The organism is Staphylococcus simiae (assembly GCF_017357005.1).
Lineage (GTDB): Bacteria > Bacillota > Bacilli > Staphylococcales > Staphylococcaceae > Staphylococcus > Staphylococcus simiae_A.
The window spans coordinates 1,935,200-1,947,455 of sequence record NZ_CP071589.1 but is presented as its reverse complement, the minus strand read 5'-3'; the positions used below and the strand labels follow the sequence as shown (position 1 = coordinate 1,947,455).

At 31.3% G+C, this 12,256-nt stretch carries 13 protein-coding genes; 7 read left to right on the top strand and 6 right to left on the bottom strand.

Features of this window, described 5'->3' with window-relative positions; genetic code table 11:
* Nucleotides 1–106 precede the first annotated feature (106 nt).
* The 6 genes from J3R86_RS08955 to J3R86_RS08930 all read left to right on the top strand — a co-directional run bounded on the left by J3R86_RS08955 (nucleotide 107) and on the right by J3R86_RS08930 (nucleotide 6,544).
* Nucleotides 107–1,186 (top strand): YeeE/YedE family protein, encoded by a 1,080-nt coding sequence (locus tag J3R86_RS08955; protein ID WP_278249702.1) that lies wholly within the window; start codon nucleotides 107–109, stop codon nucleotides 1,184–1,186.
* A gap of 12 nt (nucleotides 1,187–1,198) precedes the next feature.
* Nucleotides 1,199–1,423, top strand: a complete 225-nt coding sequence (locus J3R86_RS08950; RefSeq protein WP_207517006.1) for a sulfurtransferase TusA family protein — start codon at nucleotides 1,199–1,201, stop codon at nucleotides 1,421–1,423.
* 164 nt (nucleotides 1,424–1,587) lie between these two features.
* Nucleotides 1,588–2,838, top strand: coding sequence for an ammonium transporter (locus tag J3R86_RS08945; RefSeq protein ID WP_207517005.1), 1,251 nt, complete (start codon nucleotides 1,588–1,590; stop codon nucleotides 2,836–2,838).
* Nucleotides 2,839–3,011: 173 nt separating this feature from the next.
* A complete protein-coding gene (locus J3R86_RS08940; protein WP_207517004.1) occupies nucleotides 3,012–3,962 on the top strand; it encodes a LacI family DNA-binding transcriptional regulator in 951 nt (316 codons plus the stop codon).
* Nucleotides 3,963–4,109: 147 nt separating this feature from the next.
* Nucleotides 4,110–5,591, top strand: coding sequence for a sucrose-6-phosphate hydrolase (locus J3R86_RS08935; RefSeq protein ID WP_207517003.1), 1,482 nt, complete (start codon nucleotides 4,110–4,112; stop codon nucleotides 5,589–5,591).
* Nucleotides 5,591–6,544: a carbohydrate kinase family protein gene (locus J3R86_RS08930; protein ID WP_207517002.1), complete on the top strand. Its 954-nt coding sequence runs from the start codon at nucleotides 5,591–5,593 to the stop codon at nucleotides 6,542–6,544. The genes J3R86_RS08935 and J3R86_RS08930 overlap by 1 nt, the downstream gene beginning before the upstream one ends.
* Nucleotides 6,545–6,985: 441 nt before the next feature.
* On the opposite strand, the gene agrA is transcribed toward J3R86_RS08930, so the two are convergent.
* The 4 genes from agrA to J3R86_RS08910 are packed head-to-tail and all read right to left on the bottom strand — an operon-like array spanning nucleotide 6,986 to nucleotide 9,732.
* Nucleotides 6,986–7,702 (bottom strand): quorum-sensing response regulator AgrA, encoded by a 717-nt coding sequence (agrA, locus tag J3R86_RS08925; RefSeq protein ID WP_207517001.1) that lies wholly within the window; start codon nucleotides 7,700–7,702, stop codon nucleotides 6,986–6,988.
* A gap of 12 nt (nucleotides 7,703–7,714) precedes the next feature.
* The gene (agrC, locus tag J3R86_RS08920) at nucleotides 7,715–9,004 is read right to left on the bottom strand and encodes a quorum-sensing sensor histidine kinase AgrC (RefSeq protein WP_207517000.1); all 1,290 of its coding nucleotides are present in this window, start codon (nucleotides 9,002–9,004) and stop codon (nucleotides 7,715–7,717) included.
* A gap of 21 nt (nucleotides 9,005–9,025) precedes the next feature.
* Nucleotides 9,026–9,166: a cyclic lactone autoinducer peptide AgrD gene (gene agrD / locus J3R86_RS08915; RefSeq protein ID WP_207516999.1), complete on the bottom strand. Its 141-nt coding sequence runs from the start codon at nucleotides 9,164–9,166 to the stop codon at nucleotides 9,026–9,028.
* Nucleotides 9,166–9,732: an accessory gene regulator AgrB gene (locus J3R86_RS08910; protein WP_207518540.1), complete on the bottom strand. Its 567-nt coding sequence runs from the start codon at nucleotides 9,730–9,732 to the stop codon at nucleotides 9,166–9,168. Before J3R86_RS08910 ends, agrD begins: the two co-directional genes overlap by 1 nt.
* 292 nt (nucleotides 9,733–10,024) lie before the next feature.
* Between J3R86_RS08910 and hld the strand changes: the two genes are divergently transcribed.
* The gene (gene hld / locus J3R86_RS08905) at nucleotides 10,025–10,102 is read left to right on the top strand and encodes a delta-hemolysin (protein WP_002464791.1); all 78 of its coding nucleotides are present in this window, start codon (nucleotides 10,025–10,027) and stop codon (nucleotides 10,100–10,102) included.
* Between the two features lie 525 nt (nucleotides 10,103–10,627).
* Here hld and J3R86_RS08900 read toward each other — a convergent pair.
* Together J3R86_RS08900 and J3R86_RS08895 are read right to left on the bottom strand one after the other, a co-directional pair.
* Nucleotides 10,628–11,413, bottom strand: a complete 786-nt coding sequence (locus J3R86_RS08900; protein ID WP_207516998.1) for a carbon-nitrogen family hydrolase — start codon at nucleotides 11,411–11,413, stop codon at nucleotides 10,628–10,630.
* A 135-nt stretch (nucleotides 11,414–11,548) separates the two neighbouring features.
* Entirely contained in the window at nucleotides 11,549–12,175 is a 627-nt protein-coding gene (locus J3R86_RS08895) for a nitroreductase family protein (protein WP_207516997.1), read from the bottom strand.
* Between the last annotated feature and the right edge of the window lie 81 nt (nucleotides 12,176–12,256).

The window sequence follows — 12,256 nt, the reverse complement described above, 5'->3', positions numbered from 1 at the left end:
CAATGTAATTTCTAAATTAACTCGAATAAACATGATCTCAGGTTGAAAACATAAATTTATTCAATTATAATACTTAGTAAACATATCGGAAAAGGGTGGTTGAATGATTTGGACAATTGTTAGTGGACTTATTGTTGGTGTTTTATTAGGTTTTGTAATGCAGAGAACACGCTTTTGCTTAGCAGGCGGATTTCGTGATATGTATGTGCAGAAAAGTAATAAAATGTTTTATGCTTTACTTATCGCTATCACAATTCAAAGTATAGGATTATTATTATTGACTCGACTAGGATTGATTACAATACCAACACATAGTTTTCCGGTTGTTGGTACGATCATTGGATCATTTATCTTTGGCATAGGTATTGTATTGGCAGGAGGATGTGCCACAGGAACATGGTACCGTGCAGGAGAGGGACTCATCGGTAGTTGGATAGCCTTGGTACTTTATGCCTTCACAGCAGCAATAACCAAAACTGGTATATTATTACCAGTGATGACATTTATTAATCAATCTACTAATGTTAATAGTGATATCTCTCAAACAACAGGTATTCCTATATGGATACTCGTAATGTTATTAACTATTATTACAGTATTTCTTATAATCAAAACGTTAAAACGACCTAAACCTAAAATGGCTGTACCAAAGTTGCAACAACGCTTTTCAGGATTAAGACATTATTTATTTGAAAAAAGATATCACCCGTTTGTTGCTGCAATCGCAGTGGGAGTGATTGCTTTAATTGCGTGGCCAATGAGTGCGTCAACAGGACGCCCATATGGATTAGGTATAACTACGCCATCTGCGAACTTAATTCATTTTTTGATATCTGGAGACCGACAATTTATTGATTGGGGTGTCTTACTTGTTTTAGGAATCTTTATCGGTTCATATATTGCTGCAAGAGGAGCTAGAGAGTTTAAGTGGCGCTTACCGGATAGAACAACAATTAAGAATAGCGCAATTGGAGGTATCTGCATGGGCTTTGGGGCATCTGTTGCTGGTGGGTGTTCGATTGGTAATGGTTTAGTAGAAACTGCGACAATGTCTTGGCAAGGATGGATTGCTTTAGGATCAATGATATTAGGTGTATGGACAATAAGTTACTTTATATTTATTAGACCTATGAAACAGATAAACAAACAACAGAGACAAACGATTAGTCAAACACAAACAATTTAGGAGGTTATTTAAATGTTATATGAACTTGGGACAGTCGGTATGGTTTGTCCATTTCCACTAATTGAAGCGCAAAAGAAGATGACAACTTTAGAAATAGGTGACGAATTAAAAATCGATTTTGATTGTACGCAAGCAACAGAAGCTATTCCTAATTGGGCAGCTGAAAATGGATATCCAGTAACTAACTATGAACAATTAGATGATGCATCATGGACGATAACGATTGAAAAAGCATAAATAAAATACAGCTGTAATACTAATAATGCCTCAACAAGTGATGATGCATGTCACTGCTGAGGCATTTTTTTGTTAGAAAATATGACATGATAGGTTACATTTATTGACCGATTTTTGCTCTTTTTAAATTGTCAGATTATTATGACAATAAGGGAGTGATAAGTATGCATATTAGTGATACAATTTTTTTATTTTTATGTACATTATTAGTTTGGTTGATGACTCCAGGGTTAAGTTTATTTTACGGTGGGTTAGTTCAATCTAAAAATGCCTTAAATACAGTGATGCAAAGTATGGCTGCAATTATCTTAGTGACATTTGTTTGGATAACTGTAGGATTTACTATAAGTTTTGGTCATGGTAATTTGTGGTTTGGTAATTTAGATTTCTTGGGACTTGATCATGTAGGTTTTAACATTGATAAAGAAATTAGTCCTCATGTACCTTTAGCATTATTTATGTTGTTTCAAATGATGTTCTGCACAATTGCGATTTCAATTTTATCCGGTTCAATAGCTGAGAAAATGAAGTTTATACCGTATCTCATCTTTGTAGTCATTTGGACAGCTTTAGTATATAGCCCTGTAGCTCACTGGGTATGGGGCGGAGGTTGGATTAATAAGTTAGGCGTGCTCGATTTTGCTGGTGGTACAGTCGTCCATATTACTTCAGGGGTTTCTGGATTAGTACTGGCAATAATGATAGGTAATCATGAGAAAAATGATATACCAACGCCACATAATTTGATTATTACTTTGATTGGAGGCATTTTCGTATGGGTAGGTTGGTATGGTTTTAATGTTGGTAGTGCTTTTACATTTGATCATATCGCTATGCTTGCTTTTACGAATACAGTACTTGCAGCAAGTGCTGGAGCCTTTGGATGGTTACTGTTGGAATATTTATTTAAACATACAACGAGTTTACTTGGTTTATTATTAGGTGTATTAGCTGGATTAGTAGTCATTACACCAGCTGCTGGTTATGTAAGTTACTTGAGTGCTATCATTATGGCCGTCATTGGCGGTGCTAGTTGTTATGTTGTTGTAAATTATATCAAAGTTAAATTAAAGTATAATGATGCTTTAGATGCTTTTGGTATACATGGTGTGGGAGGCATTATTGGTGCTATATTAACAGCAGTATTTCAAAGTAACAAAGCTAATCCTGATATTGAAAATGGCTTTCTTTATTCAGGAAATATACATGTATTAGGCGTACAAATTTTATGTGTAAGTGCAGTAATTATGTTTAGTATTATTATGACTTATGTGATTGCACGGACTATAAAATTATTTGCTCCATTATCAGTAACTAAAGAAGAAACACAAATTGGTTTGGACAAAATTGTACATGGTGAGCACGCCTATTTTTATGGAGAGTTAAATCGCTTTAATCGTCATATTAAAAGATGATGATTACCTAAAGCATAGTAGTAAAAATAATAATGATTAAGAGATTCTATTGTTAAGTCATTGGAATCTCTTTTAAGGTTAGAATTAACAAAGCTAACATAAAAAGTTACTTAAAGCGGTTACAGATATGCTAAAATATACATAAGTGCTACAAAAAATGACAGGTGATAAAAATGAAGACGATTTCAGACATTGCAAGAATTGCAGGAGTATCTAAAAGTACAGTTTCAAGATTTTTAAATAATGGCTCAGTTAGTAAAGAAACGAGTGAAAAACTAACCAAAATTATTGCAGATAACGACTATCAGCCAAATCAATTTGCACAAAGTTTGAGAGCTAAACAAACTCACCTCATTGGTGCTATCATCCCAAGAATGAATTCATTTGCTGTTGACGAGACGGTTAAAGGTTTAGCAATGCAATGTCAAAAATTCCAATCACAATTATTATTGAACTATACTGGATTGGATATTAATGCTGAAATCACAGCGTTAGAAACATTTGCACGAAGTAAAGTTGATGGTATTGTCTTAATGGCAACTGATATCACAGATCAACATATAGAGGCCATTCAAAAAATTGATATTCCAGTTGTTATTGTAGGACAGCAACATGAATTATTACATAGTATTATTCATAATGATTATATGGCTGGGCAAATTGTTGGCGAATGGATAGGTCAACAAGGTTATAAAGATGTAGAAGTGTTTAGTGTTAGTGAAAATGATATTGCCATAGGTATAAATAGAAAAAATGGATTATTAGATAAATTACAAGAATATCATATTAAACCACGCATTCACGAAACAGTGTTTAACTATATGGATGCAAAGTTAGATGTGTCAGAAAAACTGCAACATATTAGTCATGCTGATGCAATTGTCGGCGCTACAGATACGATAGCATTAGCTATATATAAATATTGTTCGGATAACGATACGCAACTTAAACCACAACAAGTTTATGGTTTTGGTGGAGATCCTATGACACAGTTGGTATCGCCTTCAATTAAAACGGTACATTTCAATTATTTTGAAGCGGGACAACGTGCGATTGAAGAAATTCAACAGTTATTAAATAAAGAACATGCACCTTATAGCGTCACAATAAATGTTAAAGTATAGACGCTTTATTTTTAAATTTATTTTGGAACCGATACCAAATGTATTATAATAAGTATGAATAAATCATAAATGATGTGTTAAATCTTTGTTATAATAGATGATAATTGATTAACACATAATCTATTAAAGGAGGACTGTACAACAACCATGATAGATTGGACAAGAGAAGAGAGATATCGACGTATAGAAGATGTTGATATAGAGTATTTTAAAGAATTAAAACGTAAAGTCGATCAATCAAAATATAGACAAACGTTTCATATACAACCAGAAACTGGATTATTAAATGATCCTAACGGTTTAATTTATTATAAAGGGACATATTATGTATCCCATCAATGGTTTCCATTAGGAGCAGTTCATGGATTAAAGTATTGGTATAACTATACTAGTAAAGATTTAGTATCATTTGAGCCGCATGGTCCTATTTTAAAGCCAGATACTAAATATGATAGTCATGGTGTCTATAGTGGTAGCGCTTTTGAATATAATGATCATTTATATTACATGTATACTGGAAATCATAGAGATAGTAATTGGAACAGACATTCAAGTCAAATGATTGCACGTATGGCAGAGGATGGCACAATTGAAAAGTTTCCTAAACCAGTGATTAGTCAGCAACCAGAAGGTTATACTAGTCATTTTAGAGATCCGAAAGTCTTTCAAATAGATGATCAATACTATGCCATTTTAGCTGCTCAAAATAATGAAGAACAAGGGCGATTATTATTATATGTCACTGATGATATTGTAAATTGGAAACTATTGGGAGAAATCAAGACACATTTAACAAATTTTGGTTATATGTGGGAATGTCCCGATTACTTTAAGTTAGATGGTTATGATGTTATGCTGATGTGCCCACAAGGCTTAGAAGCTGACAATGACAAATATCGTAATATTTATCAATCAGGTTATATGATAGGTGATTTTGATATTGATACGTTAACATTTGACCATCAATCATTTATTGAATTAGACCGTGGTTTTGATTTTTATGCACCACAAACTTTTACTGATGAAAATGGTCAACGTATTTTAATAGGATGGATGGGATTACCTGAAATAGAATATCCAACTGATCAAGAAGGTTGGGCGCATTGTTTAACAATACCAAGAGAATTAACAATAGAAGACGGTAAATTAAAGCAACGTCCTTATAAAGCTTTAGAAAAACTACGTCATAATAAAGAAACAGCATTAGGATATGCCAATAAATTCACACGTAAATTACATCCATATGAAGGTAAACAGTATGAGTTAATCATCGATGTATTAGAGAATGATGCTACAGAAATTTACTTTGAATTACGTACATCTAAAACAACTTCAACAGTGATTGCTTATAATAAAGAACAAAATAAATTAACTTTTGATAGATCAGAAAGTGGTTTATTACCAGCTAATGTAGAAGATATGACAAGAAGTACTATTCTAGATACACCACTAAAAAGATTGCAAATTTTTGTTGATACTTCAAGTATTGAAATATTCTGTAATGATGGAGAACGAGTACTATCTTCAAGAATTTTCCCAAGTGAAGATGCTATTGGCATTAAGACATCAACTGAATCAGGACAAGTTTATTTACAATTTACCAAATATGACTTAAGGAATGATATTTAATGAGACGTTTATATGCTATAGGTGAAGCATTAATCGATTTTATTCCCAATACAACGAATGTAAAATTAAAAGATGTAGCTACATTTTCTAGACAAGTTGGAGGTGCACCTTGCAATGTTGCTTGCGCAGTTCAAAAGTTAGGTCAACAAGCATATATGATTACGCAATTAGGCAATGATGCTTTTGGCGATCGTATCATTGAAACAATTGCTGACATAGGGGTGAATGTGTCGTATATTAAACGTACGGATGAAGCAAACACAGCATTAGCTTTCGTTAGTTTAGCTGAAGATGGACAACGCGATTTTTCATTTTATCGTAAACCATCTGCAGATATGCTATATCATGAGGATAATATTGAAGAATTACAATTGACTTCACAAGATATTATGCATTTTTGTTCGGTCGATTTAGTTGAAAGTCCTATGAAACAAGCGCATCATGCGATGATTGATAATATGCTTACTGCAAAGGGTACAGTAGTCTTTGACCCTAATGTACGTTTACCATTATGGGATGACCCAGAAGATTGTCGTCGTGCTATATTGGAATTTATCCCTTACGCTCATATAGTTAAAGTTTCAGACGAAGAGTTAGAGTTTATAACAGGTATAAAAGATGAAGACGAAGCAATACAATCATTGTTTAAAGGTAATGTTGAAGTGGTCATTTATACTAAAGGTAAGGACGGGGCAGTTGCTTACTTAAAAGATGGACAAACTATCAGTCATGAAGGGTTTAAAGTAACAGCTGTTGATACAACAGGTGCAGGTGATGCCTTTATTGGAGCGGTCATTAGTAAATTATTAGCATCAAACACTAAAGATTTAACTACATTATTTGAAAATGAAGGACAAGAAATTTTAGCGTTTAGTAATAAAGTGGCAGCAAAAGTAACAACGGAATATGGAGCTATCGACAGTTTACCAACGTTAGAAGAAGTTATAAATTAAATTTAAACGTTACAATTTTGGTTCTCTATTTCCTACGATTAGTCAAGTACTTATAAATAAAAGTTTTATAGTTTAAAATATAAATTATTTTGAAGCCGAGACTCCTGAGGTAGGGACCCAACATAGAGAAACTGGTTATCTGAAATAGGTTTACAGTTTATTAATTCATAATAAACTGCATAAGATTTTCTAGCTATCAAGATAGCAGAAACTCTAACATGCAATGCAGGGACCCGTCATAGAAAAATTTTAAAAATAAAATTTTTACTATAATGTGCAAGCTGGGGTGCGAGGCTTAAAAAATAATTATGGCATCAGTCCAATTTGGTAGAGAACCACAAATTTTTAAATATAACATCAAAAAGAGACCATCAATGTACAAGTCATTGATGGTCATTTTGATGCTAAAAAACGTTTTAATATATTAATTTCTGTACCAAACTATATTTTTTTTATATTTCGTACTGAAGCATAACAATGTTCTTTATTTTTGAAGTAAACGATACGTTCTTTAGAGTCAATAGAATCAATGTTGCGACGATTGACAACGAAACTATTATGACATCGGAAGAAACGATCATCTAATTGACTTATTTCTTTTAAATTACCATAAAACTCAATTTGACGATTATCTAAATGTGCAATCAAGCGATGAGATTTCGTAGATGATTCAAAGAACATAATATCATCATATTGAACATAAACAGAATTACTACCACGTTTAAGTTCGATTGTTTCAACGTTACTTTCTTTAGATAATAATTGTAATCTAGTATGCGCAGTTTCAAGACAATCGATAATTCTTGTTTTTAACTCTGCAGGATCATCTTTAAATATGAAGTCCATTGCAGCCACTTTATAGACAAAAGTAAGATAAGTTAGTTCACTATGACTAGTAACAAAGATAATATTACCAACGGGATCATGCTTACGTATTTCACTTCCTAATTTTATACCGTTAATATCAGAGGCTAATTGTATATCTAAAAAGTAGCAACCAATATCTGTCATATTTTTAGAATGTTCAAGTACTTCATAAGGATCATCAGTTGCCAGAGCAATTTCCATTGGTTTTTCTTCTATCATAATGTAATTTTTAATAATTGTTACCATATTTTCTCGCTGTTTTGGGTCATCTTCACAAATGAAAATTTTCATAAGCACACATCCTTACGATTGGTTATTAATAATTTCAACTTTTTGAATAAAGAAGCCATTTTCAATAGTTGTATCTAATAGTACATTATCTGATTTGTCGGCAATTTCTTTTAATGTTGATAAGCCTAAACCTCTATTTTGACCCTTAGTTGAAAAATTCTCTTGGAATAATTCATGAATTCGTGGAATATCATCGCGACATTTATTCATCACGATAAAAGTAATCGTGCCATTATCTTCTAAAAAGGCTACACGAATAATAGGGTCATCAATTTCATTCGATGCTTCAATAGCATTGTCCAAAATAATGCCTATACTTCTACTTAAATCAATCATATTCATATCGATATGATTCATTTCTTCAGGTACTTCAATGCTTATTGGAATATTCATTTCTTGGGCAAGCAATATTTTGGCAGTGATTAAGCCTTTAATTTCACGAATTTTTAAATTCTCAATACCGTTAAGTTTGATAGCATTCATTTGAATATTATCTTTCATAGGTACAATATTTTGATTGAAATATTGACGTAAACCAGGCATATCATCTTCACGTATATATTCAGAAAGCGTACTAAGAATATTAATATAGTCATGACGGAACTTACGCATTTCGTTATTGATTGCTTCAATACGCAATGTATATTCATAGTAAGTTTCAATTTCTTCTTGATTACGTTTATATTTCATTTCTTTTAGCGTAAATTGCGAAAAGACAAACACTAGTACACTTAAGAAAAGAATTACACCTAAGAAAACTACTGTATAAGCTTTAACTGTTTCAATTTTATCACTATCTATTTGAGAATAAGTATAAAAGAAACCTAATATGAAGAATATGACGATAGAAATTAAACTTAAGTACAGTTTATTTGATGCTAAATATGTATTTTTTAAACGTTCAATAATGAATTTAATTATAAAAGACAGTATTATAGGAACAATTGAGAAAATCAAAATATAAATAAATAATAATATCATTTGACTCTCATAATGAGATAGGATATATAAAAAGACAATTAAATTAATATAGTTAGTCATATACATAATTAATTGACTTATTAAGACAGTTATAATGGCATATGCTTTTATTTTGGTGTAGAAAAACACAAGCATAGCAATAAAAACAAATATTAAAGTGGTATTACCAAAAAAGTAATATAAAATAGTAGAAGGGATTATAATTGCTAAAATAATAGCATAATCCCTTTTTTTATATTTAATATCACTAATTATTTTTGTAACAATAAATGTTAATATAATCTGAAAAATAGCTAATGGAAAAAAATTTAATACTTCCATATTTTTTCACACTTTCTTTAGTTATTCATATAATTTTGTTAATTCTTCTGGTACTTCTGGTTCATCATACCATAATGAACATGTTGAATAACCAGCAACGGTACCGATTTTTTCAATAATTGTAGTAAATACATTGAAGAATAAGTTAAGTAAAGTAGTCATTATTTGTCCTCCTTAGAAAAGAAAATAGGTAGTAGTGAAATTGTTTCAATCAATAAGCCTAAAATAATTAATTGTGCAAAAGGTTGTTTGATTATTAATGATAATATAGAAAGTATGACATATATAGATATGGAAAATATTTTTTTCCTATTAACTAAGCGTTTGGGTATAGGTTGCTTTTTAGTAGCCGCTGGTGCATAGGTTATAACTATGATTAATCCTATAAAACTCAAAATATAATAAATCCACATATTAATGTCTAGATGAATCATTAACCAAGGTAATAATATGAAAATAATAATATTTTGGATATAGCATAGCAATGCTGATTTAGCATGAGCACCATGTGCGTGGAATCGAAGCATCATATAAGCAATGTGCATAACTAATGTATACCAAAACATATGCATGAATATGGCGATTCCATAAGTAACAATAGTCTTATTTATGTTACTGACTACAACTTGCAAACCTAAACGTATTTTCAGAAACTGTATGTGATCTAAGTTGTTTCTTTTTTGAAGATAAGTGGCAAATTGGTTTATTTTTTTGTCGATGTAGTTCAATTTGGTACCACTCTCCTTAGTCACATTATACAATTTGGTACAACCTTTTTTGGTAAGAATGCCTAACTGTTGAAAAAGTATACTTAACTGTTAAATGTAATTTATAAATAATATTTTATCATAAATTAAATAACAGTTAAGAATAAAAATTGATTAGTTACGAAAGATTTAAAAAAATATACGAAATTCATGTTTTAATATAAATAGATCACAGAGATGTGATGGAAAATAGTTGATGAGTTGTTTAATTTTAAAGTTTAATCTTACTTACATTAAGGAAGGAGTGATTTCAATGGCAGCAGATATCATTTCAACAATCGGTGACTTAGTAAAATGGATTATCGACACAGTAAATAAATTCTCAAAATAAGAAGATTAATGTTAATTACTTAGAAATTTCATTTCGTATAGTACAATGATGATTTGTTATGAAGACTTCCCAACTTGATAACAAACACTATACTAATGAGTGAGTAGCATTTATTAGTAAGCGTCAACATTATTTGACCACGTACTATGTAACATACTACTTAACAGATACGTTAATTAGTCATAGCAATTATGCTATTGTAAACAATATCGATTTATCATTATTGATAAAAATTTTTTCATAATTAATAACATCCCCAAAAAATAGATTGAAAAATAACTGTAAAACATTCCCTTAATAATAAGATTTAAGTCGCGAGCCCCTCCCAAGCTCGCGACTTTTTATGGTTCTCTATTTTTTAGGACTGATAAATAAAAAATGAATAATTTAAAATAAAAATTATTTTAAAGCCGAGACTCCTGAGGGAGTAGTGCTAGTCGAAGACTACAGGCTGAGACAGCACCCTAGGAAAGTGAGGCTTGAAAAATTAATGATACATCAGTCCAATTTGACAGAGAACCCTTTTTATTTATATAAATCGGTTTTGATACTATCAAATACAGGAATAGCTCGTCTTTGTTGTGCTACTTTGTCTAGATTAATATCGACTGTTAAACAATTTGGATATTGGTCTAAAGAACCAATTGCTTCTCCATTAGGATCAATAACAATAGATTGACCAGCATATTCAGTATGTCCATCAAAGCCACAGCCATTAATCCCAATAACATACATATCATTTTCAATCGCTCTTGCTTTTAACAAAGCATGCCAATGTTTGACACGTGCAGTAGGCCATTGAGCAACATAAAAAGCAATGTTAGCACCTTGACGCGCAGGATATCTTAACATCTCTGGGAAACGTAAATCATAACAAATTAGTTGTGTCACTAGAGTACCATTCGAGAGCTTGAAAGCTTCAGCAGCATGTTGACCAGCTGATAAAAATTGTGGTTCATTAAGCATAGGTACTAAATGAACCTTGTCGTAAGTATTGATTAGTTGGCCCGCACGATTGACTGCAAATGCAGTATTAAATACTTGGTTTTCTTTGATGTTAGATACCGATCCAGCAATAATATCAACATGGTAAGTTAATGCTAGGTTTTTTATGAATGTCAAACTACGTTGTAATGATTTATCAGCTGTTGCATTCAAATTTTCTAAATCATAGCCAGTATTCCACATTTCAGGTAAAGCAACTACTTCGGTATCATCGTCAATATAAGTGTTAAAATAATGAACTATTTGTTGCTCATTTTTGTCTGTGTCACCAAAAACGATAGGTAATTGTAATATTTGAATTTTCATCGAATCACATCCTCTAATATTAATATATAAAACTTACTAAAAGTTGTAACAAAACGCAAAAAAGCTAAGGATGTCATGCATCTTTAGCTTAAAATAACTAATTTATCATTGTTAATTAGTTGCGTTGAACAAAGTTTATTTTCTAACTAAGAAACGATCTTCAATTGGATTGAATTCTTTTTGACCAGCTGGTTCACGTACATCACCAAATGGCATTTGAGCTACTAATTTCCATGATTTAGGGATGTCAAAATCATTTGCAGTAGCTTCATCTACAATTGGGTTATAGTGCTGTAATGATGCACCAATACCTTTAGTTGCTAAAGCAGTCCAAATTGCATATTGATGCATAGCATTAGTTTGATTAGACCAAATTGCAAAGTTGTCGTAGTAACTTGGCATTTGTTCTTGTAAGCCACTTACTACATCTTGGTCTTCATAAAATAAAATTGTACCATAAGAATGTTTGAAATTATCTAATTTTTGACGTGTAGGTTCGAAATCACGATCTTCACCCATAGCTTCTTTTAAAATACCTTTTGCATTTTCCCAGAATTTATCTTTATTATCATTTAATAGTAAAACTATACGTGTTGATTGAGAATTGAATGCTGACGGAACATGTTTAACTGCATGTGCAATTAATTCCTCTAATTCATTATCACTAATAGATAGTGTTTCTTTTAAGTTATAAACTGAACGACGTGCTTCCATAGCTTCATTAAATGTCATTTCTTTATTATCTTTACTAAATAATCCCATAATTTCAGTCTCCTTTATTGTTAATCCAAATTAATTAATAGATTAAGTATAAAATTTATACTAATAAAAGTAAAGCGATAA